25 protein-coding genes are annotated in these 26,005 nt (G+C 51.6%); 21 read left to right on the forward strand and 4 right to left on the reverse strand.

Annotated features, from left to right (window positions below; genetic code table 11):
* Positions 1-13: 13 nt before the first annotated feature.
* The 3 genes from AB8516_RS14850 to AB8516_RS14860 all read right to left on the reverse strand — a co-directional run bounded on the left by AB8516_RS14850 (position 14) and on the right by AB8516_RS14860 (position 3,546).
* Complete coding sequence (locus AB8516_RS14850) at positions 14-1,063, reverse strand: rod shape-determining protein (RefSeq protein ID WP_108289810.1); 1,050 nt, start codon at positions 1,061-1,063, stop codon at positions 14-16.
* A 280-nt stretch (positions 1,064-1,343) separates the two neighbouring features.
* Positions 1,344-2,732 carry a DUF5666 domain-containing protein gene (locus AB8516_RS14855; protein WP_369161821.1) on the reverse strand — a complete coding sequence of 463 codons (1,389 nt, stop codon included), beginning with the start codon at positions 2,730-2,732 and terminating at the stop codon, positions 1,344-1,346.
* Entirely contained in the window at positions 2,725-3,546 is an 822-nt protein-coding gene (locus AB8516_RS14860) for a DUF6502 family protein (RefSeq protein WP_108289812.1), read from the reverse strand. Before AB8516_RS14860 ends, AB8516_RS14855 begins: the two co-directional genes overlap by 8 nt.
* A gap of 512 nt (positions 3,547-4,058) precedes the next feature.
* On the opposite strand from AB8516_RS14860, the gene gatC reads away from it, so the two are divergent.
* The 10 genes from gatC to glcF all read left to right on the forward strand — a co-directional run bounded on the left by gatC (position 4,059) and on the right by glcF (position 17,183).
* Positions 4,059-4,346, forward strand: coding sequence for an Asp-tRNA(Asn)/Glu-tRNA(Gln) amidotransferase subunit GatC (gene gatC / locus AB8516_RS14865; RefSeq protein WP_108289813.1), 288 nt, complete (start codon positions 4,059-4,061; stop codon positions 4,344-4,346).
* A 66-nt stretch (positions 4,347-4,412) separates the two neighbouring features.
* Positions 4,413-5,867, forward strand: coding sequence for an Asp-tRNA(Asn)/Glu-tRNA(Gln) amidotransferase subunit GatA (gatA, locus tag AB8516_RS14870; protein WP_369161823.1), 1,455 nt, complete (start codon positions 4,413-4,415; stop codon positions 5,865-5,867).
* 77 nt (positions 5,868-5,944) lie between these two features.
* Positions 5,945-7,378, forward strand: a complete 1,434-nt coding sequence (gene gatB / locus AB8516_RS14875) for an Asp-tRNA(Asn)/Glu-tRNA(Gln) amidotransferase subunit GatB (protein WP_369161825.1) — start codon at positions 5,945-5,947, stop codon at positions 7,376-7,378.
* A gap of 89 nt (positions 7,379-7,467) precedes the next feature.
* Positions 7,468-9,669 carry a reprolysin-like metallopeptidase gene (locus AB8516_RS14880; protein WP_369161827.1) on the forward strand — a complete coding sequence of 734 codons (2,202 nt, stop codon included), beginning with the start codon at positions 7,468-7,470 and terminating at the stop codon, positions 9,667-9,669.
* Between the two features lie 361 nt (positions 9,670-10,030).
* On the forward strand, positions 10,031-11,494 hold the full coding sequence (locus AB8516_RS14885) for a hypothetical protein (protein ID WP_369161829.1): 1,464 nt from the start codon (positions 10,031-10,033) through the stop codon (positions 11,492-11,494).
* A gap of 839 nt (positions 11,495-12,333) precedes the next feature.
* Positions 12,334-13,014, forward strand: a complete 681-nt coding sequence (locus tag AB8516_RS14890) for an energy-coupling factor ABC transporter permease (RefSeq protein WP_108289818.1) — start codon at positions 12,334-12,336, stop codon at positions 13,012-13,014.
* 93 nt (positions 13,015-13,107) lie between these two features.
* Entirely contained in the window at positions 13,108-13,941 is an 834-nt protein-coding gene (locus tag AB8516_RS14895; protein WP_108289819.1) for a methyltransferase domain-containing protein, read from the forward strand.
* 445 nt (positions 13,942-14,386) lie between these two features.
* A complete protein-coding gene (locus tag AB8516_RS14900; RefSeq protein ID WP_369161832.1) occupies positions 14,387-14,689 on the forward strand; it encodes a hypothetical protein in 303 nt (100 codons plus the stop codon).
* A gap of 309 nt (positions 14,690-14,998) precedes the next feature.
* On the forward strand, positions 14,999-15,784 hold the full coding sequence (locus AB8516_RS14905; RefSeq protein ID WP_369163298.1) for an OprD family outer membrane porin: 786 nt from the start codon (positions 14,999-15,001) through the stop codon (positions 15,782-15,784).
* A 97-nt stretch (positions 15,785-15,881) separates the two neighbouring features.
* On the forward strand, positions 15,882-17,183 hold the full coding sequence (gene glcF, locus AB8516_RS14910) for a glycolate oxidase subunit GlcF (protein WP_108289822.1): 1,302 nt from the start codon (positions 15,882-15,884) through the stop codon (positions 17,181-17,183).
* A gap of 89 nt (positions 17,184-17,272) precedes the next feature.
* Here glcF and cynR read toward each other — a convergent pair whose 3' ends face one another.
* Positions 17,273-18,256 carry a transcriptional regulator CynR gene (gene cynR, locus AB8516_RS14915; RefSeq protein WP_369161835.1) on the reverse strand — a complete coding sequence of 328 codons (984 nt, stop codon included), beginning with the start codon at positions 18,254-18,256 and terminating at the stop codon, positions 17,273-17,275.
* Between the two features lie 428 nt (positions 18,257-18,684).
* Here cynR and AB8516_RS14920 point away from each other — a divergent pair, with 428 nt between their 5' ends.
* From AB8516_RS14920 to AB8516_RS14970, 11 genes are all read left to right on the forward strand, one after another.
* On the forward strand, positions 18,685-19,116 hold the full coding sequence (locus tag AB8516_RS14920; RefSeq protein WP_305782096.1) for an SH3-like domain-containing protein: 432 nt from the start codon (positions 18,685-18,687) through the stop codon (positions 19,114-19,116).
* Positions 19,109-19,477, forward strand: coding sequence for an SH3-like domain-containing protein (locus AB8516_RS14925; protein WP_369161838.1), 369 nt, complete (start codon positions 19,109-19,111; stop codon positions 19,475-19,477). Before AB8516_RS14920 ends, AB8516_RS14925 begins: the two co-directional genes overlap by 8 nt.
* Positions 19,478-19,538: 61 nt before the next feature.
* Positions 19,539-20,234, forward strand: coding sequence for a thiocyanate hydrolase subunit gamma (scnC, locus tag AB8516_RS14930; RefSeq protein ID WP_069124026.1), 696 nt, complete (start codon positions 19,539-19,541; stop codon positions 20,232-20,234).
* 8 nt (positions 20,235-20,242) lie between these two features.
* A complete protein-coding gene (locus tag AB8516_RS14935; RefSeq protein ID WP_369161840.1) occupies positions 20,243-20,698 on the forward strand; it encodes a hypothetical protein in 456 nt (151 codons plus the stop codon).
* Between the two features lie 228 nt (positions 20,699-20,926).
* Positions 20,927-21,754 carry an ABC transporter ATP-binding protein gene (locus AB8516_RS14940; RefSeq protein ID WP_108289824.1) on the forward strand — a complete coding sequence of 276 codons (828 nt, stop codon included), beginning with the start codon at positions 20,927-20,929 and terminating at the stop codon, positions 21,752-21,754.
* 47 nt (positions 21,755-21,801) lie between these two features.
* A complete protein-coding gene (locus AB8516_RS14945) occupies positions 21,802-23,094 on the forward strand; it encodes an ABC transporter substrate-binding protein (RefSeq protein WP_369161843.1) in 1,293 nt (430 codons plus the stop codon).
* 50 nt (positions 23,095-23,144) lie between these two features.
* Positions 23,145-23,921 (forward strand): ABC transporter permease, encoded by a 777-nt coding sequence (locus AB8516_RS14950; protein ID WP_369163299.1) that lies wholly within the window; start codon positions 23,145-23,147, stop codon positions 23,919-23,921.
* 58 nt (positions 23,922-23,979) lie between these two features.
* The gene (locus AB8516_RS14955; RefSeq protein WP_369161845.1) at positions 23,980-24,828 is read left to right on the forward strand and encodes an ABC transporter permease; all 849 of its coding nucleotides are present in this window, start codon (positions 23,980-23,982) and stop codon (positions 24,826-24,828) included.
* An 88-nt stretch (positions 24,829-24,916) separates the two neighbouring features.
* Positions 24,917-25,186 carry a transposase gene (locus tag AB8516_RS14960; protein WP_369161847.1) on the forward strand — a complete coding sequence of 90 codons (270 nt, stop codon included), beginning with the start codon at positions 24,917-24,919 and terminating at the stop codon, positions 25,184-25,186.
* Between the two features lie 78 nt (positions 25,187-25,264).
* Positions 25,265-25,657 (forward strand): DsrE/DsrF/DrsH-like family protein, encoded by a 393-nt coding sequence (locus AB8516_RS14965; RefSeq protein WP_108289829.1) that lies wholly within the window; start codon positions 25,265-25,267, stop codon positions 25,655-25,657.
* A gap of 42 nt (positions 25,658-25,699) precedes the next feature.
* Positions 25,700-25,930, forward strand: a complete 231-nt coding sequence (locus tag AB8516_RS14970; protein ID WP_108289830.1) for a sulfurtransferase TusA family protein — start codon at positions 25,700-25,702, stop codon at positions 25,928-25,930.
* Positions 25,931-26,005: the final 75 nt, after the last annotated feature.

Raw genomic sequence — 26,005 nt, forward strand, 5'->3', positions numbered from 1 at the left:
AGACGCTAAGGCTCTAGTCAACCATAAAGAACTCGCCACCACGCTCATCGATGAGCTCCAATGCCCGGCCACCACCACGCGCCACGCAGGTGAGTGGATCCTCTGCAACGATGACGGGCAGACCGGTCTCTTCCTGGAGCAGCCGGTCGATATCCTTGAGCAGTGCGCCACCGCCGGTCAGAACGATGCCGCGTTCCGCCACGTCGGCGCCCAGTTCGGGGGGAGTCTGCTCGAGGGCGGTCTTTACCGCGCCCACGATACCTGAGAGCGGTTCCTGCAGCGCCTCAAGGATTTCATTACTGTTGAGGGTGAAACTGCGCGGAATACCTTCGGCCAGATTTCGGCCCTTTACATCGATCTCCTTGACCTCATTGCCGGGATAGGCAGAGCCTATATCATGCTTGACTCTCTCTGCGGTGGCTTCACCGATCAGTGTGCCGTAGTTACGGCGCACATAGTTGACGATCGCTTCGTCAAAGCGGTCGCCACCCACGCGCACGGAATTGGCATAGACAATACCGTTCAGGGAGATGATCGCCACTTCGGATGTGCCGCCGCCGATATCCAGCACCATCGAGCCCCGGGCTTCGTCCACCGGCAGGCCAGCGCCGATTGCCGCTGACATCGGCTCTTCAATCAGGTAGACCTCTCTCGCCCCTGCGCCGGCCGCCGACTCCTTGATGGCGCGCCTCTCCACCTGGGTGGAGCCGCAGGGTACGCATACCAACACGCGGGGACTGGGGCGGATGATGCGGCTCTCATGCACCTTATGGATAAAGTACTGCAGCATCTTCTCGGTGACGGTGAAATCGGCGATAACCCCCTCTTTCATCGGTCGGATGGCGGTGATGTTGGCGGGTGTTCGCCCCAGCATCTTTTTGGCGTCCTCACCCACGGCAACAACCGATTTTGCACCACCGGGACCGCGGTCCTGGCGGATCGCGACCACTGAGGGTTCATTAAGTACGATGCCCTGGCCACGGGCATAGATCAGGGTATTGGCGGTACCCAGGTCAATGGATAGGTCATTGGAAAATATGCCACGTATGCGTCGGAACAGCATGGATCTCTTGTCTTTTTCTCTATTGGTAAAGGCTTGGCCGAAACGTGGGCAGTTAGCGATCTGGAAGTTAGCTGAAAACCCTGCTCTGGCCAAACCGAAAGTCGGTTAATCTATCAATGGTACAGGAGTTGGGCAAGAATGGGGATGGTCAATTGAGCACAATTGGCCAAATAAATGGTGACTGTAAATAAGGTCTCTACCCCGATCAGGCTCGCGTTCCCTTGCAGGCTGAATCACAGCAGGGGTGAGGCCTGAAGCCTCACCCTGCCACCGGAGCCGGTCAATCCTTCTCTTCAATGCTGGTAGCGATCAGCACACCGTTGTCAAAGTTACCTTTCACCTCAATTTGTTGACTGGTGAAGCTGTTGTCATCCACGCCGGAGATATCAATGATGATACCGAAGATCTCGATTGTCGATGGACCAGCGGAATTGGGCGCGCCTTTGACCTCTGCGTTGTGGTTGGGGGGCACGTTTTCCAATTCCAGTTTGCTCGCTACAAGCATACCGTTGTCGATATATACCTTTGCCTCCAGATAGTCGGAGGAGATCAGTTGTTCCAGGGTGAAGGAGGAGCTCTCACCGACGTCGCTCTCCATGATGGTGGAGCTATCGACCTTGATAGTCTGGCCCAGCAGGGTCACTGTGCCGGCGGCGGTATCGACGTTGCCGATCCCGAGGAGACCACTGATTTCTCCACGCTCTGATGATGTGGCCTTCAGCTCAATCTCTTCGGCGAGCAGAATATCGCCGTTCATAACGCCTTCAACCTCTGCGATGCGCCCTAGCGCAAGTTGGCTGGCGGCCCCACTCAGAGAGGTGGCGGATGCGTCCACGACCTGTCCGTTAAGGGAGAAGAGATTATTAGCATCGAGCGCCTGTGTGATCTGGCCTTCAATCTCAACCTCTTCACCGTCTTCCGCCACCACACGACTGCCGTCACCTTCGATTTCGATGGAATCGGCAACGAACAGGCCACCGCTAAAGCTGTTACCTTCAACCTCGACAAATGTGCCTGCGGGCGGAATCGACGGGATGCTCGAGGCATCGATGACCAGACTGCCGATCTGGAATTGACTCCCGGAAACCGCACTGATTACTCCCGAGACCTCCAGTTCGCCACCTGCCCAGGCAAGCGACTTGACCTCTATACGGGTCGCCAACACGGTACCGGTACCATCGGTGAAACCGCTAACCTCCACTTCGCTATTGACCGGCAGGTTCTCCAGCGTTGTGGCATCGATCTGATTTTCATAAACCGTATCCCCGTCCACGGTAATGATTTGATCCATGACCTCGAGGGTGTTGTTATTGGTGATATCGTTGCTGCTGACTACACCCTCTATCAGGCTGTCGTAAGATACCGAGTCCGCAATACCGGATGCATTTGAAGCATCACTGCTGCCGCTGATGCTGACCACCATGCCGATCGCCAGGTCGTCCTGGGTCGCAGCCATATTGTTGACGGTAAAGCTGGCGTCGTCGGTATTGAATTCGATACCGTTGACAAAAATGGAACCGAAACTGGTTACTCTGCCCTGGGTGATACCGGTGCCGCCGATGCCGCCATCGGCGACTTGTGGACCACCGCCGCCACCGCAACTGGTGAGTCCTGCTACCGCAGCACCCATTGCCACCGAAATCAGGATCTTACGAATAAGACTATTCATCCTTTATTACATCCTGTTCGAAATAGTAGATGCCGATTCCGGCCTGTTTACGGCCGGTGCCATCGACATCAGGGTTGAGATCTCGATCGTGTTGAGACAGATACTTGTCGCACTCCACCAACAGGGACTGCGACATTTCAGCACTCATATTGCGAAATTCGATAAGCGCCTCTATGGGGAGGTTATCGTAAGCGACCTTGCGCTGAAAATAGGGAGTTCGCGAGCCTTGCTGTAAATTATGATCGATGGTGTCAATCAATAGTTGCACGTCCGTTCCCAGAATATGCAGTTTTCCTGTCTCACCGGTACGCGGAACATAGCCATCGCTGAGGAGCGTGATTTTACCGCTCTCATCCTTGGCGATGGTGCCCACCCTGATCAGTTCGTCGTAGATCGCACGGGGCGGTACATCACCGCTGTGTTCCTTGACCAGTTTACTGAAGCTCGCCTTCCCTTTGTCGAAGTAGAGCGGTGCCGGGGTGCCTTTCTTGGTTTGAAAGCGGGGATCACGCAGCCAACCTGAAATGACCCTGGCGGCGCGGTTATATTGATGCGCAATGGCGCTATCGTCGGGGGTGTCGATTTTTTGTAATCGGCTTACCTCTTTACGGGTTAGCCCTGTAATGACAGATACTCTGGAAACCGTCTGTTTTCGGCCGGGGATACCAAACTCCTTGGATGCCACGTCCATAAAGGTCCATTTGCTCAGATCGGCAAAATCTCCATAAGTAAAGCCGTTTCGCAGCATCAGCCTGACCAGCGGTCTGAGCAGCTTGAGAATGGATGCAGTAAGTGTTTTGCGAATCTCGTCCATGGGCGTTAATTACCGGGTGATTCTGTTTATCAATTTATCTGACTACTCTATATCCCAGCTATGTCTGGATGTCGTTGATATTTATCGCCTGTCAGGCTTGTTTTTTTTGTTACTGCAGTTTCCATCCGAACCGTTCAGCTGAACGCCATGCTGCATTATCGCCAGCAGGGCAGTCAGTGTCTGGTGTTGGGAATTATATCCCAATGCTTTCCTGAATTGAATTGTAGACCTAGTTGTCACTTTTCAGAAGTTGAATTTGGATCACACTTTAATGTGAGGCATTAACTTCCTGTTTTTTTAACATTTATAAGAATTCCACCTAAATTAATGTCCTGCTTGGCCCTGTGGATCTCAGGTATCCGCCAGGGAACGATGATCTGATTCTCAACGGGTATATGCTCGATCCGAAGACCCAACTACATCCTTTATTGGGCTATTTCCAGTTCAATCATCATGTATCGGCGCGGAGAATATGGTAGATTTGCCCATTTTTCAGAGCAGGTAGCAGGCGGATGTCTCTAGATAAGTCCGATGTCGAAAAAATTGCCCATCTGGCACGGATGGCCCTCGATGAGTCGCAGATCGATGCCTATGTCGAGGATCTCAGCAATATCCTCGATCTGGTGGAGCAGTTGGAAGCGGCGAATACCGATGCCATCGAGCCGATGTCCCATCCGCTCCACATGGCCCAACGCATGCGGTCGGATGAGGTGACCGAAGGCGATTGCCGTGAGGCCAACCAGGCTGTAGCGCCCAAGACTGAAAACGGCCTCTATCTGGTACCAAAGGTCATCGAATAACGGGCCCCGAGAATATGACCGGTCTGACCGTAATCTCTCAGATATTGATTGGACACAAATCATACTATGCATAGTAAAACCATTGCTGAACTGGGCGCCGCAATGCAAGCCGGAGAGTTCTCCAGCGTTGAACTGACACGCCATTTTATCGAGCGCATCGAGCGGTTGAACGGAGATCTCAATGCCCTGATCACCCCTACCCCGGATCAGGCGCTGGCGGAGGCCGAAGCCGCTGACAGGGTTATCAGGTCCGGGCAGGCCGGTCCCCTGACCGGGATTCCCCTGGTGCAGAAGGACATCTTCTGTACCAAAGGTGTGAAGACCAGCTGTGGTTCCAGGATGCTGGATAGTTTCGTCTCACCCTATGATGCGACGGTAGTGGAGAGGCTGAAACAGGCCGGCACGGTCACCCTGGGCAAGGCCAACATGGATGAGTTCGCCATGGGGTCTTCCAATGAAACCAGTTACTATGGGCCAGTACGCAATCCATGGGACCGGGATAGGGTGCCGGGAGGCTCGTCAGGGGGATCTGCTGCGGCAGTAGCCGCGAGGCTTGCAGTTGCCGGTACCGGTACCGATACCGGTGGTTCCATTCGCCAGCCGGCGGCACTGTGCGGTATTACGGGTCTCAAACCGACCTATGGACGGGTTTCCCGCTTTGGCATGATCGCCTTTGCCTCAAGTCTCGATCAGGCGGGCCCGATGACCCGTAGCGCCGAGGATGCCGCTATGCTGCTGCAGGCGATGGCGGGATTCGATTCCAGGGATTCAACCTGTGCCGATCAACCCGTGTCTGACTATTCGGCTACGCTGAACGACTCTTTGCGGGGACTGAAAATCGGTCTCCCCCGAGAGTATTTCGACGCGGGACTGGACAGCGCCGTTGCGGCATCCATCGATGGTGCGATCGATCTTTACAAACAGCTGGGCGCCGAAGTGGTCGACATCAGCCTGCCAAATACGGCCTTGGCGGTGCCGACCTACTACGTGGTTGCGCCGGCGGAGTGCTCATCCAATCTATCCCGTTTCGACGGCGTACGTTTCGGTTATCGCTGTGAAGACCCAAAGGATCTGGAAGATCTCTATAAGCGTTCCCGGGGAGAGGGCTTCGGCGCAGAGGTCAAGCGCCGTATCCTGATCGGCACCTACGCCCTTTCCGCCGGTTACTACGATGCCTACTATCTGAAAGCGCAGAAAACCAGACATCTCATATCCGACGATTTCAAGCGGGCCTTTGAAACGGTCGACGTAATCATGGGTCCGACCACGCCGACGACCGCCTTTGCCCTGGGCGAAAAGACCGATGACCCGGTGACCATGTACCTGAACGATATCTACACCATCGCCACCAATCTGGCCGGGCTGCCGGGGATATCCATTCCGGTGCAGCCGGTCGGCGGATTGCCTGTCGGGTTGCAGATTATCGGCAACTATTTCACCGAAGGAAAACTACTGAATGTGGCTCACCGGCTTCAGGCGGAGACGAATTGGCACCTTCAGACGGCTGAAGGTTTTGCATGAGTTTGGGCCGATCGGATGAGTGCTATCGGTCCCTGACTGGTCAAAGGCATCAAATCAAACAGTTTTAGAGAAAAGATATGCAGTGGGAAACCGTTATCGGGCTTGAGATTCATACTCAACTGGCGACCAGGTCAAAGATCTTCTCCGGCGCCTCGACCGCCTATGGTGCGGATCCAAACACCCAGGCCTGTATCATCGATCTGGGTTTTCCCGGTGTACTGCCGGTGCTGAATGAGTCGGCGGTGGATATGGCGCTCAAGTTCGGTATTGCGGTGAATGCCGAGATTGCGCCTCGATCCATATTCGCGCGCAAGAATTACTTCTATCCCGATCTTCCTAAGGGTTACCAGATCAGCCAGTTTGAGCTGCCGATTGTCGGCAAGGGCTCCATCGGCATAGATCTGGAGGATGGCACGCATAAAGTGATCGGGATAACCCGTGCACACCTTGAAGAGGATGCGGGAAAGTCATTGCACGAGGATTTCCATGGTATGAGCGGGATCGATCTCAACCGCACCGGTACTCCGCTGCTGGAGATCGTATCAGAGCCTGACATGCGCTCCATCAGGGAGGCGGTGGCCTACGCCCGCAGGATCCATCAACTGGTGGTCTATCTCGGGATCTGTGACGGCAACATGCAGGAGGGCTCATTCAGGGTCGATGCCAATATCTCTATTCGGCCCTACGGCCAGGAGGTCTTCGGCACGCGTACCGAGCTTAAGAACATCAACTCGTTTCGCTTCATGGAACGTGCCTTGAATTACGAACTGGAGCGCCAGATCGATCTGATCGAGGGTGGTGGCGAGGTTGTCCAGGAGACCCGGCTCTACGATGCCGATCGGGACGAAACCCGCTCCATGCGCAGCAAGGAGGAGGCCAACGACTACCGTTATTTCCCCGATCCCGATCTGCTGCCGGTCGAGATCGGCGAGGAGCGACTGCAACGGGCCAGGCAGGGTATGCCTGAATTGCCGGATCAGAAGCGGCAGCGCTTTGAATCAGAATACAAGCTGAGTGCAACGGATGCACTGACGCTGACCCTGAGTCGGGCAATGGCCGATTACTATGAAGAGGTGGTTGCAAGCGGTGGAGATGCCAAGACAGCAGCCAATTGGGTTAACGTTGAACTGGCGGGGGCATTGAACAAGACCGGACTTGATCTGGCGCAATCGCCGGTCAGCCCAAAACAGCTGGGTGGCTTGCTGCAGCGTATTGCGGATAACACTATTTCGGGGAAGATCGCGAAACAGGTGTTCGAGGCCATCTGGAACGGTGAAGGGGATGCAGATACCGTGATCGAGGCAAAGGGTCTTAAGCAGATTACGGATAGTGGTCAGATTGAGAGGATCATCGATGAGGTGATCGCCGCCAATCCCAAGCAGGTGGAACAGTTCAGGGCGGGTAAGGAGAAACTGCTCGGATTCTTCGTCGGGCAGGTGATGAAGCAGACCCAGGGCAAGGCCAATCCGGGGCAGGTCAACAAGATCTTGATGGCTAAGTTAAAAGACTGATCGGCGATGGGGCTGCCTGTCATCGATGAAACACTGTGATGATTTAAGGTGAAAAGGTATCCGTGATGCAGGAATCTGTGGCAAGACGTATGAGATGGATTCTGGCAACGCTTATTTTACTTTCTCCCGTAATCACAACCGCTGCAATCTGGCAGGACATGGATACATCTGAACTGGCGGCAAAAGGTCTCGACCTGTCATCCGTTTACTATCGCCGACTGGGGGCGGACAGCTCCGCGTTGAGGCAACGGCTGCTGCAGGCGCCGTTGCAGGATACAAGTTCTTCCGGCATTGAACTTGAGCTGCCGCTGCCCTATGGATCGATGCAGCGCTACGCCGTTGAGGAGTCACCGGTGATGGCTGAATCGCTGGCTCACCGCTATCCGGAAATACGCACTTACAGGGTGAGGGGAGTGGACGATGCCGCCAGTAGCGGGCGCCTGGATCTGACACCGCATGGCTTTCATGCCATGCTTACAACGCCGGCAGGGACTGTGTATATCGATCCGGACGGGGAAGGTGGCTATCGGAGTTATTACAAGCGTGATTATGCGGCTGTACAAGGTGATCGATTATCTCCCTTGGTCTGTATGCATCGCGATGGTCAACCGGAGAGTGATCATTTGGCCACAGCGTTTTCGCAAACCCTGGCAAGCAGAACTGTCAGTGGCGCACATCGCCGGGTCTATCGCCTCGCCGTGGCGGCAACAGGTGAATACAGCGCTTTTTTTGGCGGCACTGTCAGTGCCGCCCTGGCGCAAATCGTCACCACGATCAATCGGGTGAACCAGATCTATGGCCGTGACCTGGCCGTGCAGTTTCAACTGGTGGGGAATAACGACCGCATAATCTTTACCGATCCAGACTCGGATCCCTATACCCAGACCGCTGCCGGTATCGGTTTGATGCTGATCGAGAATCAGCAGCAACTCGATTTCATGCTTGGCGCGGACAGCTATGACATCGGCATTCTGTTCGGCACGGTCGGTGGCGGATTGGCCAGCGTGGGTTCCCTATGCACAATCTACAAAGCTCAGGCATATACCGGTACGCCTATGCCGGATAGCGACGGCTTCTATATCGACTTTGTCGCTCATGAACTGGGCCATCAATTGAATGCAACGCACTCATTCAATGGCACTACGGCGAGTTGCGGTGGTGTCAACAGAGTGGCAAGTGCCGCCGTGGAACCGGGTAGTGGTTCAACCATCATGAGTTATGCCGGCATTTGTGCCGAGGAGAACCTGCAGGCCAATTCTGACGCCACCTTTCATGCCGTCAGCATTCAGCAGATGAACGAGTTTATCACCCATGGCGAAGGCAATCAGTGCGGTCAGTTGACAGTCACGGGAAACAGCGCCCCGAGTGTCGATGCAGGCCAGGAAGGCGATGACGGCAGTCTCAGCATACCTGCCGCAACACCTTTCATGCTGAATGGCATGGCAAGTGACGTGGACGGGGACAACCTCTCCTATCAATGGGACGGGATGGATGCGGGGGGTGTTGCCGGTGCAACGGATGCATCAACCATTGGTACCGATCTGCCCGACGGCAGCAATCCGTTGTTCAGATCATTTCTGCCTAAACAAACTGCGGTGCGCTATTTCCCACGATTGAGTCAATTACTGACACGACAGGAGGATATTGGCGAGACCCTGCCTCAATCCGCTCGAACACTCAATTTCAGACTGACTGTGAGGGATGGTGAAAGTGGTGTCGCCAACGATGATATCACTATTCAGGTGGATGGCGATCAAGGACCCTTCAGGATAACCGGTGGGGATTTGAACCGTTCGTCTACCTATATGGGTGGTGGCTCGCATACCCTTGAATGGTCAACCGCGGGCACCGAGGCAAGCTGCCCAACCGTACATGTTTCACTCCTTAGTCTGAGTTCAGGCAATCCACCTGCAACATTCTGCAATATGCACGACAGCGGATTCGACCAGTTGTACCTGGGCGAGTTTTCCAATAGCGGTTCCGCCAACATCGTACTGCCGAATGTCTCTGTTGAGTATGCCCGTGTCATGCTCAGTTGCTCGGATAATATATTCTTCGCACTCTCCGATGCCACGCTAAGCATTGCAAGTGCAGAGGCGGCCCTTGGTAATGACTGTCAGCCGTTGGACGGAGAAGATCTGGAACATGGTGTGATCTTCAACGATGCTGACGGAGCGGAAAAGTTTGATAGCCCTGGTGGGGGCGGCCAACTGTTCTGGATACTTTTTGTTCTGACCTTTGGCGCTGTCTATCATTCGGCTCACTCAACGAGCAAGCCAGGCCGGACTTAGTGGAATCCATTGAAGATTGCGGCTGTTTCCATCTTCCCCATAAGCATTGACTATAGATTCAGTTAAGTCTTGCCTGTTTTGTCAGATCGACTGTCGAGCACTCCTCATTTCAACCCTGCACTTTGTATAGTTGTCGCCTATGGTTTCGATCAGAATTTGGTCTTGGACAAGATAGATTGCTTGGTGAATAGTTAAGCGCATGCGATGTCTGGGGTTGCCGGCGGAAAGTCAAAAGGAAATGTGTTTTCTCTTCCGATGCTCCATGGGAGCCTGCAAGTAGCTCCCTCCTTAACGGTGGCACACAGGTCGATGTTGCTTGTGGTTGCCAGCCACATCCAATCATAGTCAGAGGAGGAATTGCATGTCTATTATCAAGCCTGCGTCAGGTCTATTTGCAGTCTCCATACTCATCTTTTCACAAGGCATTGGTGCGGTAGGATTGCCGGCTGTTTCAAATGTTCATCAAGCAAAGGTGTTGCCTGAAACCGGTGAACTGTCCAGTGCCATTACGACCGGTAAACCTGATGTATGGTTGCGTTTGCGTTACGAGGAGGTGGAGGACGACATTCCCGCCGGCTCTCCACTTGCCGGTACAGAAGATGCCGACCTGTCGAGCCTGCGGGCGGCGCTTGGCTATACCTCAGCCCGTTTCCACGGCTTCTGGGCGCGGCTGGAGTTGGAACTCAATAGGCGACTGGGCAGCGATAGCGCACTAAACGTTGACGATGACCTAACCTTTCCCCCTGGCCCGGCGGGTTCGAGAATTGCCGAAGGTCATGCGCTGATACCGGATAATAATTTCGAGGAGATCAACGAGGCCTTCATCGGTTGGCGCAGTGCAACCGGTGGTTGCCCGAATGCACCTGGCGCCTGCAATGGCCACACCTCATTTAAACTGGGCCGGCAGTCGATCATTTACGATAATCACCGATGGGTGGGTAACATCGTATGGCGGCAAAATTTTCAGTCATTCGATGCATTTCGTTTTGACAACAGTTCAATCAACAACCTTACCTTTTCATATGCCTATGTTGATCGTGTAAACAGGCTGTTTGGCGATGACTCCCCGTTCAGGGAGTATGAGATGAATAACTCCCATCTCATAAATGTCGCGTATAAGTTGCCATTCGGAAAGTTGAGTGGATACGGTTATCTATTGGATTACGATGATAATTCGCGAACGCCTTTTCCTGAAGGTGTCGGTGTCGGACCCGGAATAACCAATTTCGACTCGGATACCTGGGGTTTGCGATTTACCGGGAAACATAGGCTACATGACAATTTAACCCTGTTGACGGAACTTGAGTGGGCAAATCAGGACCCGAGTGGTGATGCAGCTTCTAATCTCGATGATAACGATTACACCAATATCGAAATAGGAGGCGTTTTCGATGTGGCGGGTAAGCCGGTGGTGTTAAAGGTTGGGCAAGAGGTGCTGGAAGGAAATGGAGTCAATGCCTTGCAGACACCCCTTGCAACAGTACACGCCTTCAATGGTTGGACAGATAAATTTGTTGGCGCACCCGGAGGGTCGGCCACGCCGGCAGGGGGACTGGTGGATACCAGTGTCACCTTGGTCCTGAAAGGTTTGATGTCAAGCGTGATTGGTCCATCAAAGCTGGTTGTCCAATACCACAAATTTGAAGCTGATAATGTTATCGGCGGAGTTGACGATTATGGCGATGAATGGGGGGTGTTGTTTGCCAAACCCTTTGATAAAAAGTGGTTGGGTCTTATCAAGTTTGCCAGTTTTGAGGATGGCGGAGATGGTTTCAGCTTTGACACCGATAAGATTTGGTTGATGGGGCAATACCGCATGAAATAGACAAAAGCGTTGTCATCACCAACTGCTGGATGCAGTTGGTGACGCAACCATTTCTGATGATGGATTTCTATCGACGGTTTAGCGCCACCTTCGGTAGTTTCGCGGTCTTTGGCATAGTAAATGCAAATAATCTCCTGGTTATCCGCCATTCTCAGCTATCTGCCCTCACCCGACCTCTTCCTCAAGGTGGGTGTTGTAAGTGAAAACCGCAAATAGACGCAAATTTAATAAGTCCGCAAATGAAGGCAGGTTTGGCTTTTTTTGACGGTCCTGTATGGAGACCTTAGGTAAGGGTTTATGTTACACCTTATACATCTCACTATGGTCAGGTCACTGATTCAGTGGCTGGATACTGTGGGTAATCAGGGCTAAACGTTAGTGAAGCTGACCGCCCCCTGATTAATCCGCCATTTACAGTATGGAATTACCATTATTGTCAGAAATAGCTGACTGATATTCGACTGCAAAAAGGCATATCTATTTTTACCGCTTAAGCGCCGTTGGTGCATTTCTGTAACGGATTTTCGTGATGGTGTATTTCCGTGGGATGCCAATAATGACAATGACTTGCGTAATCATGAGGCTTTCTATAGCCAACTCCTATAGCGTTAATCAGATTTAGGTCTTGGACAAATAGTGATGCGTGGTAAATAGTTTCATTTAATGGTAGCTGTCTAGACATTATGAAAGATAGCGTCAAACCATATCGGCGCATGGGAACGGTAATAATGACTAAGCGGCGATAACCTGAATTATTGAATGCGTATGGCAACGGGTATGGATGTTGCTAATAATCGTTTGACCAGTTGATCCACTAAGCATGAGGAGAGGGGGTACAGATGCATATTGAACCAGGCGTTGTCGAAGGCGCAAAAATAGCACTTAGCGTTGTAACGGCCGCAGGCGCGATCGGATATGCGGCCAAACTTGCGTTGAGTACCGTTAAGCAGGATGGTATCACTACGATTGCTATTCGCAGTGTGATCACGACTCTGCTCGTCTTTTGCTTTTTTGAGGTATTGCCGCATTATCCGGTTGGGGTGTCTGAAGTTCACTTCATCCTTGGCGCAACACTGTTTTTGATCTTTGGTGCAGGGCCTGCAGCGATAGGGTTGGCAACGGGACTGCTCATCCAAGGGCTTTTGCTGGCGCCGGCTGACTTGCCTCAATACGGTATGAATGTAACCTCTCTACTTGTACCGCTGTTGCTGGTTGATGCCTTGGCGCGTCGTCTGATCCCGGCAAAGACCGCCTATAAAGATGTCAAGTATGGGCAGGCACTGGCTCTCTCAACCGCTTATCAGGGTGGTGTTATCGCCTGGGTGGCATTCTGGGCATTCTACGGTAACGGTTTCGGTGCCGAGAACCTGATCCAGGTAGGGTCATTCAGTGTTGCATATTTGACGGTCATTGTAATAGAACCGCTGCTGGACCTTGCGATTCTTGCAACTGCAAAGTCACTGCATCAACTCAAAGACAGCAAGCTATTTCACTCACGTCTCTATCGTGCAGCTGTATAACCTGTAGCAGTAAGAGGCCTCCTGACTGAGGCCTCTTATTTTTGCGTGCCGGAAATCAACCTTGAGTAGTAATGTCAAGTCAGCTGTGTCGGGATGAGAAACATGATGGCTGCCCGGGATCCCCACAGGTTTGTCAACGATCTTGGTGACGAGGCGGTCGAGCGCCTTATAGCCCGTTTGGAAAGTCGGGCAAAGGATAGTGTTTTTACAAGTCTCATTGATAAATACTCATCGCAGTTGATACTTACTGACCCTGCAAAGGTGTTGGAGGTTGGTTGTGGTACGGGGGCAATGATTCGGTCTTTCGTGCGCAGTAAAGACTTCAATGGTCATGCTGTCGGCGTTGATCAAAGCGGTAGCTTCATTAATGCTGCAAAATCATTTGCCCGCTATGAGCATCTTGAGAATAGGCTGCAATTTCAGATTGGCGATGCGCATAATCTTGATTTTCCATCCGCCAGCTTCGACACCGTTATTGCCAATACCCTGATAAGCCATGTTTCCGATCCTGCACGTGTGCTGGAAGAGATGGCGAGAGTAGTATGGCCTGGCGGCATAATCGCTGTTTTTGATGGCGACTACGCTTCGCTGACCTATGCATTTCCTGACCACGATTTCGGCCGGCAAATGGATAGTGCGCTGGCAACTGCTTCGTTCAACAACCCCAGAGTCATGCGTGACTTGCCGAGAATGCTGGATACATATGATCTTCAACTTGTTAGTGCTTGGGGCGATGCGGTGGTTGAGATTGGAGAGGGAAGCTATTTCAAATCTTTTGCTGAAACCTATGCGCCTTATGTAACGAGTTCAGGGTTGATGGCCGAAGACGATGTCGATAGCTGGTTGTCTGTACAGCGTGAAGCCATGGAGTCAGGGACATTCTTTGCGTCATGTAACTATTACACATATCTTTTACGTCGCGTATAAGTTGCCACGACCGCATACTTTCTGCCGTTAATCATCACAAATCAATTGGTTATTCTTTGCTGCCTGACAGGTAATAGGCAGTGCCTTAGTCCTTGGTTGTCTTGTGGTCGACTGTAATAGGGACATGAAAAATGATCAGATATATCTGACTGTCGTGAAGTATGTCTGAAATGGTTCCCTGCCAGGTAAGAACAAATGTCAAAACAGGAAATATACTATAGGGAAAAACTATAGATTCTATATAAATTAGCTCTTTGACAAATAGAAGTATCAGGTAAAAATTATTGTTACGGGCTATCCGTTTCTCTGTTGATTCAAGATTGTCGGGGTCCGGCTCTCATAAGTAAATTAGCATGTTATGCGGTTGTTCCTGTAACAGGAATTGCGCACAAGACAGCATGAAACATGCAGAACAATTCAGAGAAGTCAGCAAAAATAAAAAAATATGAAGGTCAAAACTATACTATCCGCTTTTTTTCTGGTATCGGATTTTATAACAATATCTGTTTTTGCTGATGAAGTGCCGGGTGTGAATGGTTATGTGAGAGTCGGTATTATCGAAACAAAGGATCAGGCAGGTGAAAGTGCGAGAGGTTCGGCGCTGGGTGGCAAGCTGGGCTATATCACGCTAGGGCCTGTTAACACTAATCCAATGCGCCCTGTTGTGCCTGAAAAAGCGCCAATCAAGGCGCACCCCAAGGGCACTTCCTTCGGGGCGCGAGGAGAGAGGTTTGGTTATTCCAAATGAACGACGAGCAACGCCGAGTGGCGCTTTTTTAGGCATACCCCAAGGGCACTTCCTTTGGGGCGCAACCCGAAGGGCTGGGGCTGTTTTCGCCCCCAGCGGCGTTATCATTCGCTCATGTAGAATAACTACACTACGCTCATTCTGCCTTGCTGGGCACAAAAACAGCCCCAGCAGGGCGTATTGGATTAGTGTTAACAGGCCCTAGATTGGCGTGGCCTGAGTGCTGGCCTATCCATATACACTACACAGGAACTGGCGGATAATGAAAATGGAGATTTCTTTGCCACCGATAATAAAGGGTACACCCTGATAGGCGAAGCCTATGTAAAGGGTGCTTTGCACTATACGACACTCAAGTTGGGACGATTCGAGATCGATACGCCTCATGCGGATACCGATGACATAAGAATGGTACCGAATACATTTCAGGGTGCGGTGATCAGCAATGAGGATATTGTTGATACTGCAGTTTCTATCGTCTTTCTGGATGAGAGGGCGGGTGTCGATGCGGATATACCGGAAAAATTTGAAGACATTAATGGTGACGACGGTTTATTTGCCTTAGGCATCGAGTACTATGGAATCGATGATGCTGCATTGCAGGCATGGTTCTATAAAGGCAGAGATCTTGCAAGCCTGATCTATGTCGAAGGCATATATGAAACAGAGCAGGTTTCCATCGGCTTTCAGTTTGGCTCGCAATCGGATGATACGATGGATGATAGCGGGCCGGACGGTGAAGTCTATGGCGTAATGGCGAGTTACACTGTGGATGGCATTGTTTTGTCAGCTGCCTACAACGATGTCTCAGGCACTGTGATCGACGGTTTCGGCGGCGGTCCCTATTTTACATCCGCGGATGATCATACCATTGGTGAGGTTGAAGACCAGCAGGCGGTAACCTTGGGATTTGAATATGTCGGGATACAAGGATTAACCCTGGGGTTGATGTATGCGGATTTCGATAGCGGGTCAAATGAAACGGATTACTATGCCATCTATGAATCGGTTGAAGATCTTGCGTTTGAATTTATCTATACGGATCTGCATGAAGAGGGTCATTTCGTGCGCCTGATGGGCAATTACTATTTTTAGCGGTTTACAAGCAGAGGTTTTCAGTAATCAGATTGCATGCTGGATTAGGGTTTTCTCGCTTTGATAAAGCACTCGTACGAGTGCATTGAATTGTCCTATGCAAACTAAATTTACAGACCAGCAGTTATCAGTGCCTGCCATAGCCAGCTCGGATGTGGAATTGCGGGCCTGCCTGCAGTGTGACTACTGCACACCAAATTGTCCAACATTCAAATTGCTGGGTGATGAATACGACAGTTCGCGTGGACGTGTCTATCTGATAAAGGGGCTATTGGAGAATGAGGATAAGCCTGACCAGAGGACGGTTGACTATATTGATCGTTGCCTTTCCTGTCTTGCCTGTATGTCCACATGCCCGTCAAGCGTCCACTATCAGCATCTTATGGATCATGCAAGGGAGGTGATCGAACGGAAACATCACCGCAAGCCTGTGGACCGGCTTTCACGCTGGTTGTTGGCAAAGATACTACCCTATCCGCAACGCTTTCGTCTGGCGATGCGGGCGGCAAGAACGATCAAGCCTGTAGCCTCGGTGCTGCCCGGCCCGATTCGTGGCATGGTTGATTACACCCCAGACCGGCTTCCGCCACCGAGCCCGAATGATCAACCGCAAGTGTTTCCGGCACAAGGTGAGTGTATTCGACGTGTAGCATTGTTGAACGGTTGTGCGCAACAGGCTTTGAATACGGATATAAATGACGCGACTATTCGTATTCTTCGCAGGCACGGTTGCGAAGTTGTGATACCACGTGGTGCCGGCTGCTGCGGGGCATTGACGCACCATATGGGTAAGACGAATGAGAGTCTTGCGGCAGCTGCAAAAAACATACAGGCATGGATGAAAGAGCTGGAAGGCGACGGGCTGGATGCAATAGTCATTAACACAAGTGGTTGCGGTACAGTTATCAAGGATTATGGTTTCATGTTTCGAAACGATCCTTTGGCGCAGCAGGCGGCAACTATCGCAGGTTTGGCAAAGGATGTAACTGAAGTGCTTTCAGAGATCGAATTAAACTATCTAATCAAACCTGGTCTGCGCATTTCCTATCATGCGACGTGCTCTCTGCAATTTGGTCAAAGAATAAGATTCACGCCAAGAAAGCTATTGAAATCGGCAGGTTTTACTGTACTTGAGCCAAGGGACTCACATACCTGCTGCGGTGCGGCCGGTACCTACAATTTATTGCAACCGGAGATCTCCAGGCAGTTGAAAGAGAGCAAGCTAAAGGAGTTGGAAACAGGATCCCCTGCAGCGATCGCAGCTGGAAATGTCGGCTGTATGGTGCACCTGGCATCAAGTACAGGAATTCCTGTTGTACATACGGTGGAACTGCTCGACTGGGTGACAGGAGGGCCAGTGCCCCGATCCTTGAATGATATCTGTAGCGAAGCAGGTTAAGCAGCTGCTTTGGTTTATCAATCAGGAAGTTGTTCCGGGCATCGAGGATTGGCAATCAGTTTGCACAGTGCGTGTATATGCGATGCTCGCTAATTGTGGCTGTTAGGTGTGCATACTTCTGACATCGGGCAAGGGCCGGTCCGTTTTACTGGCGTATCGTGACACCCTTCCACGCCCCATTCCGCAGCCAGTCCCTTGAACGCCAGAGAAGCAGGACTCTTGTACGAATCCTTACGGCTGATAAGCGTGATTGTGTGGTGCGGGAGTTCTGGAATCAGCATAACCGGAAATATCTCATTTTGTTGGCAGGCGATCGTGTTGGGGAGTATGGTCGCGAGCCGGCCTAATCGTAGAACCTCGATAATCGTACTTAGCGAGTTGGTCTCAATTGCAATCGAAGGTTTGATATCGTGTTCCAGGCAATACAGGTCGATGTGCCTGCGTAATGCAAAATCGCTATTGAGGAGTGCCAGCGGTTCCTGTTCAAGGGTGTGTTGATCCAAAGGAGTTTCTTGTCCGGCGTATTGGTGGGTCGATCCAACCGCCAAGTTGAGTGGTTCTATGAACAGATGTTGAGTCTCTATGTATTCATAATTGGCGGCTACGGTAAGTGTATTCGTGAATGCTATGCCGATATCGATATTACCAGCCAGAACGCCGCTCTCAATATCATCTTGCGGCATCTCATAAGTGCCTACGGAAATACCGGGATAACGTTTGTTGAATCGATCTATCAGTGGCGCTGCAAGATAATCCGTGATCGGTGTCATGCCAAGGCTCAGAGATCCGCGGCTCAGGTCCTGCAGCTCCTGAATGGCCCGCTTCCCGGCATCCAGCTCACCTAGCGCTCGACGGGCATAACTGATGTAAACCTCACCCGCATCAGTAAGGTGAACGGTACGACCTGTACGATCCAGCAGCTGTGTTTCGAGAGACTCCTCCAGTTGCTTGATTTGTTGCGACAGTGTGGGTTGAGAAACAAACAGTGTTTCTGCCGCACGGGTAAAACTGTGATGTTCTGCAACCGCCAAAAGATAGCGTAGCGAACGAGGGCACATGATATTTCTATCCATAGCCAACCCCTATGGAAGTTATAAAAAAAGCGGATTTTGCTAATCACTCCATGATGAGTCCTAGTGTAGACCAATTTTAAATTTGTGGTGGGGATCAGCGAATAAATCTTTGCCTTGCGAAATTAAATTACTTTTTCCATGTAAATCAACGGGGCAATTCGTGATGACCATAGCCATCGCCTATAGAGCTAATCAGAATTAGGTCTTGGACAATTATTGTGACCTGGTAAATAGTTTGACTTAACACGATTAGAGAATCGCGCACTTCGTGAATTATTAAGAACGACTTAAGTAAGGTGAATTTCCGCTGTGAAACAGATCATTCATCGATTGCTTAAGTATCAAAACAGTATATGCGAAATATGTAATTAAACATTAGGTAATAAATACAAGCTTTTAAAACCTAATCATAAGGAGGTCACGCGACCATGTCATCAGCCATCAGACAAAAAGTGATGAAACATCTGGAGATCGTCAAACAACTCCAGCCGTCTCTACACCAGGAGACTCATGCGCCCTCTCCTGATCAGGTCGATAACGAACACTATCGGGCCTATACACGTATGTCGCATGATGTCGGTGGTGAACCGGACGTACCAATCACATGGGAAGAGAAAGAGGAAGAGGTATGGGAGCACAACACCTTCGTAACATGTGAGGTGTTGGCTTGGCGGGGTATTTGGAATGCCGAGGAGAGGCGCCGCAGGCAGAATGTGGATGTGGGACAGACAATGTATCTGGGTTTGCCTTATTACGGTCGGTGGTTGTTGACCGCAGCAAGAATATTGGTCGACAAGCAATACATAACGCTCACCGAATTGTCCGACAAGATTGATGAGGTCAAAAAACGCTATGAGTAAACCACACTACGATCGAGAGCATCACGTCAAGAAGGCTACGGGTATCGGTGATCCCCAATGTTTTAAAGGCGAAGCCGGCGCGCCAAAGTTCAAGGTTGGCGACAAGGTAAGGATTCGGGATCTGCCCGATATATTTTATACCCGTACCCAGGTCTATACCCGCGGTGTACCTGCAACTGTCGCCGAACTGGTGTATGAAAGTCCCGCCCCGGAGGATGAAGCGTGGGACAACACTGACAAGGTGGTTTGGTTCTACAGTCTGGTGTTCAAGCAAAAGGATCTGTGGCCGGACTATCCGGATGCATTTGCAAATGACACTGTAGAAACCGAATTGCCTGAACGCTGGCTTGAGCCGCTGTAGCCGTGCCTGCCGATTGAGCACAAGACGTTTGTTTGGATAAAGAATCAGAGAGGATAGACAAATGGCGGAGAAACATAAACCTGCACCAATGGTTGATGAGGTCAGTGAATTTGAGGTGCTCGAAATCGCCGTTCGCGAACTCGCTATCGAAAAAGGCCTCTTCACCGCTGAGGACCATCAGCGTTGGACTGAATATATGCATACACTCGGGCCACTTCCGGCGGCACGCCTGGTTGCCAAGGCTTGGTTGGATCCGGAATTCAAGAAGCTGGCTGTAGAGGATGGGGTCAAGGCCAGCCTTGAAGTCGGAATTGACTGGGTCAACAGCATGCCGACCCATTTCGGCACACCCAGTGACTACTGCAATCTGCGTGTACTCGAAGACACGCCAAAGTTAAAACATGTGGTCGTATGTACGCTCTGTTCATGCTATCCACGTCCCATCCTCGGGCAATCGCCGGAGTGGTACCGGACACCGAACTATCGCCGACGCCTGGTGCGCTGGCCGCGACAGGTGCTCGCGGAGTTTGGGCTTCAAGTGCCCGAAGACGTAGAGGTTCGGGTAGAGGACTCGAATCAGAAATCACGATTTATCGTGTTGCCCGTACGTCCCGAGGGAACCGAAGGGTGGAGCGAGGACCAGTTGGCAGAGATCGTGACACGGGACTGCCTGATCGGTGTGGCTGTGCCGAAGCCCGGCAAGACAGCCAATGATCCGCGACCTGTGCGTCCGGCCGTCAATCCATACCACCACTAGGAAGTCCCATGGCAGAGATCAATCCAAAATATTTCGAACTCGACAAAGAGATGCGCGACCGCAATCTGGATGAGTCGACGCCTGTTTCACTGCTGGAAGATGTCAAAGGCAAGGGGCGGGTCTGGGACGATCTGTGTGAGCAGTATGGTGTGGACAATCCCGATCCTCCATGGCGGATCACCCTGGAAGCCACCTGCGATATGCTTGCCGGTGGTTATTGGGAAACCTTCAATGTCTGCAAGCCCAAGGAGGAACGCAATCCGGAGCAGGAACAGGAACACCTCGACGCCGTTGAAAGACGTTGGGAAGAGGATCAACTGGTCAACAAATACTATGACGAAGTGCCTTTCCCGGAAAGACAGTTGCTGGCGCTGGCGCATACGATGATCCGGCGCGGACTGTTTAATGAGGAAGAGTTGGCGCGCCGCATGGAAGAGATCGATCGACGTTTGAACAGCGCCTGATCGTGGAGATGCCGCTTTGCAGTCGAGCGACTGTTTCGCTCGATTGTAGTTCACCCGTTCGACACAGAGGTGAAACGGGTGGGCTGGAGACAGCATCCAAACGCAACAGTCAATTAAACCATCGGGGTGGCGAGGAGAGATCGATGCAGATCCGCTTGCTGTTTGGAGTGTGCATGGCCCCGCTGCATATGCAGCAACTATCAACACTTGACACAGAGGATAGATTGAATGTCTATACGCGGAGTCCGCATTAAGATTGAAGACCTTAGCCATCGCTATACTTCAAAAAGCCCGATCACATTCGACAAGGTCAATCTGGAAGCGAAGCATGGTGAGATCATTGTCATTATCGGGCGTTCCGGTTGCGGTAAATCGACCTTGTTGCATATTCTTGCAGGGTTGTTGAAACCGACGGATGGCTCTGTTCGTCTTGACGATACCTTGGTGACATCGCCATCGCCGCAATGGGTCATGATGTTCCAGGCGCCCCATCTTTTTCCCTGGATGAAGGTGTCGCAAAATGTGGGCATCGGCCTGCACTTTGCGGGTTGGGATGAGCCCAGGATGCGTGAAAGGGTTGACGATGCACTCAGCCTTGTCGATCTTCAGGACTATGCCGATAACAACGTGCAGGACCTGTCGGGTGGTCAGCAGCAACGTGTGGCGCTGGCGCGCTCACTGGTTATGGAGCCCGAACTGTTGCTTCTGGATGAACCCTTCTCGGCGCTCGACGCCTTTACCCGCGCATCTCTGCAACATGATGTTCGATCGATCGCAAAACGCCTCGGCTTCAATGTGGTGATCGTGACCCACGATATCGACGAGGCGGTCCTGATGGCGGATCGGGCACTGATCATGGCGGGCTCTCCCGGCAAGATCTACGACGAGCTCGAAGTCAATCTCCCCGATCCACGTGAGCGGCACGACCCGAATGTGCAGGCAATGCGGACACGCCTGATGGAGGCCTTCAAACAAGCCGCTAATGAGTACCCAAGCGCTTCCGGCAAGGATGCTGGTGACGAATCAAGTCCACACAGCGTCACGCAGCATGCCTGACCCTGCATAAGTCGGAATATCCGATTACCTAACGGAGGATATCGAAGATGAATGAGCAGAAGCAGCTTATAGATAAGTACGGTGACGGAATCAACGATCCCGATCTCGTCCTGGAATACGATCCCCTATTCAAGAACGTGTTAGGTAGTGGCGTTGATAGGCGTGATTTTCTGAAAATGGGTAGTCTTGCGGCGATGAGCAGCCTGATTCCTTCGGCAGCGACCTTTGCCCAGGAGAAGAAATGGGATCCGGTGGTTCGTATAGGTTATATCCCGATCACCGATGCTGCGGCGCTCCTGGTGGCCCATGAGTTGGGTTATTTCAAGAAAGAGGGTATCGATTCCGTTCGCCCGACCCTGATACGTGGTTGGTCACCCCTGGTGGAGGCGTTTGCCTCGCACCGATTCAACCTCACCCACATGTTGATTCCGATTCCGATCTGGATGCGTTACAACAACAAGTATCCGTTGAAGATCACTGCCTGGGATCATACCAATGGCTCCGCAATCATCGTGCACAAGGATAGCGGTATAAATACGCCAAAGGATTTCGGCGGTAAGCAGTTTGCCGTGCCCTATTGGTATTCAATTCATAATATCGTCTCGCAAAAGATCATGAAGGAGGCCGGTATCAAACCTGTGATACGGCCGCAAACCGCAAAACTGGCCCCTGATGAGTGTAATTTCCTGGTGCTCAATCCACCTGAGATGCCGCCTGCCCTTGCGGCCAAGTCGATTGATGGTTACTGCGTGGCCGAACCCTTCAATGCCCTGGGCGAGATCAAGGCGGGTGGAAAGGTGTTGCGCTTCACGGGTGATGTCTGGAAAGGTCATCCATGCTGTGTCGTAGTCATGCATGAGGCCGATGCGATGGATCCTGATCGTGCAGCCTGGGCTCAGGGTGTCCACAACGCGATTATCGCTGCGCAAATCCATCTCGGAGAAAACAGAGAGGAGATGGCGCACATGCTCTCCCGTAACGGCAAGAAATATCTGCCGTTCCCGAAGAAAGTCATCGAGCGGGCAATGCTGTTCTACGATCCCGCCTACTACAGCAACCCGGTGGCGATCAAACATCCGGAATGGGGTATGAACCGAATCAATTTTCAGAGTTGGCCCTACCGTTCCGCCACTGAACTCGTCGTTTCGGATCTGAAGAATACTGTACTCACCGGCGACGCCAGTTTCCTTGACGGGCTCTCACCGGAGCATGTGGCTGATGATCTGGTCAACTACAAATACGTGAAGAACGCCCTCGAAGCCAATCCGAAATGGAAGAATGACCCGAGCGTGCCCAAAACGGGCGACCCCTACTCCAGAGTAGAGGTGGTTAAACTGTGAGTGAAGATGCCGCATCTTTCAAGGTGGGCGAATCCCGACCGTACCGCGTCCTGAAATCATCAGGGCGCGGCTTATACAACTTCTTTGGTGGGTTGGCGATCCTGTTCGTCTTCTGGTGGATTGGCGGTTATTTCATATCCATCAATCCAACCACCGAACACTTCGCGGCATTCGGGCCGATTCCCACTTTTAAGGCATTTCCCGAATTATGGTCCTCCGGCACGATTCAGAGTGCGATAGCCGCAAGTGGATATCGTTTGGGTTTGGGCCTGCTGATTGCGATAGTAATTGGTGTGCCGATCGGAATTCTGATGGGCCGAAGCAAGCGCTTCCGCGAAATAAGCAATTCACCGTTTCAGCTGTTGCGCATGATCAGTCCGTTGGCTTGGATGCCGCTTGCGGTCATTGTTTTTGCAACCTGGAATCAATCGATCATTTTTCTGATTGCAATTGCATCGGTCTGGCCAGTGGCCTTTGCCACCGCCGCAGGTCTGGCGAAAATCGATCCGGCCTGGTTCAAAGTGGCGCGCAATCTGGGCGCTACGCCCATACACATGATGACCAAAATCATTCTGCCGGCCATCAGTTTCGATGTGTTTACTGGTATCCGGCTGGCGCTGGGTGTGGCGTGGATTGTATTGGTGCCGGCGGAATATCTGGGAGTCACCTCCGGTCTCGGCTACTCAATAGAAGACGCCAGGGAAACATTGTCATACCACCACCTTACAGCCATCGTGCTGGTGATCGGTGCTCTCGGTTACATCCTCGACAGTACCTGTGTGTTACTGATCAAACATTTCAGTTGGCACCGTGGAGATGAATCGTGAGCCATCAAAGCGAGGAGATAAAAAAAGCGTGTTCACCCGTTGGAGAGGTTTTTAAGCAATGAGTAATGATACCGCACCTGCCGGGTTGAATATCATCAACAGCATGATGGGTGAAAACGCATCGCAACGCCTATTAAAATCGTCCTGGCGGGGATTGTTGAATTTCATTGGCGGGCTCGCGATCCTGTTTGTGGTCTGGTGGTTTGGCATCTACCTGATATCTTCAAATACATCTACTGAACATTTCGCTGACTTTGGGCCGATACCTGCAATTCAGGCGATCCCCGTATTATGGGAAGAGAACACGATACAGAGTGCGATTACATCCAGCGGCTACCGTTTGGGTAGTGGATTGTTGATTGCCATATGCATCGGGGTGCCCATCGGCATTTTGATGGGACGCAGTAAGCGGTTCCGTGAATTGAGCAACTCACCCTTTCAGTTGCTGCGCATGATCAGTCCTCTCTCTTGGGAACCCATCGCGGTTATAGTTTTCGCAACATGGAATCAGGCGATCATATTCCTGATAGCCATTGCATCGGTTTGGCCTATTGCGTTTGCAACCGCAGCCGGTCTGGCCAAGGTCGATCCTGCCTGGTTTAAGGTGGCGCGAAATCTTGGCGCCAAACCCTGGCATATCGTGACACAGATTATCATACCGGCGATTACATTCGATGTGCTTACAGGTGTACGTCTTGCGCTCGGTGTGGCATGGATCGTTCTCGTTCCTGCAGAATTCCTTGGTGTTACTTCCGGTCTTGGCTACTCGATTCAAGATGCGCGTGAGGGTCTTTCGTACGACCATCTCATGGCGTGGGTGCTTATCATAGGTGCTATCGGTTACATCCTGGATAGCTCCTGTGTGATGCTAATCAAGCGCTTCAGTTGGCATCGTGGAGATCAGTGACATCTCGTAGTCTATGACGCGATAACAGCAACCTGAAAGGCTTGGTATCAAGCATATGTTGTGTGCTGGCGGATGCGAGGTAAATGTGATGAGCAGATCGAGATTCAGCGAAGAAAAGATCTTGGCTGTATTGAAGGAAGCAGAGGAGTCGGATGAGAAGATCACTGAAATATGCAGCAAGCATGGGATCTCCGATGCCACATTTTACAAATGGCGGTCGAAGTATGGAGACCAGTCAGTCAACGACTCAAGGCGCTTGAAGCAGCTCGAGGATGAGAATAAGCGACTTCGAGCGCTCGTTGCCGATCTCGCCTTACGTAATCAGGCGTTAAAGCGCGTGGTATCGAAGAAGTGGTGAACACCAAAGAGATGAATGTGGCAGGCATATTGTTTGGTTTTGCAGTGACAATGCATTAGAGAGAGAGGCGACAACTTCATGTCACAGAATTATCACATCGTTTGCTTGACTGGAACACGCGAAAAGTTACAGATGGCTGCAATGTTCGCATCGGTGGCGGCTGCCACGGGTGATCAGGTTACTGTCTTTTTTTCAATGAATGCATTGCCCTTCTTTATCAAGAATTCGGTACAGGATCCACCGGTGGAAGGCCGGTTTGGTGAATTGATGAATAACGAAGTGGGTGTGCCGCCGTTCAAGCAATTGTTTAAAAGTGCGGCGGAATTGGGCGATGCCAAGCTTTTGCCCTGTTCCATGGCCCTTGATCTGTTGAAGATTACCAAAGAGGCTCTTGATCCCGAGTTTGGTCCGCCGACAGGGCTGACCCGCTTTCTTAACGATGCGGAAGGCGGGCAGCTGCTCACATTTTGATTCGATAGCGGCTCAAACTATTTCAGCAAGAGGATATTGTGAATGAGTGAATTTAAAACCATCGATGCTCGAGACACTTTTTGTCCCGGGCCGCTAATGGAGCTTATTACCTATATGAAGCAGGCGGCAGTGGGCGATACCCTCGAACTGTTATCGACCGATAATGGAACGGCATCCGATGTTCCCGAGTGGATCGACAAGGTCGGACACGAAATGATCAGTAGTGAGAAGGTCGGGGAGGTCTGGCACCTGAAGGTTCGCAAGCTCAAATAGCGGTAGGTGAAGAGGAGTGGATTGGTTACTTGTTAATCAACGGCTCAGCTGGTTTAACAAATGAGATTTGTCTGA

The organism is Candidatus Thiodiazotropha sp. LNASS1, from assembly GCF_964212655.1.
In the GTDB taxonomy this organism is placed as follows: Bacteria; Pseudomonadota; Gammaproteobacteria; order Chromatiales; family Chromatiaceae; genus Thiodiazotropha.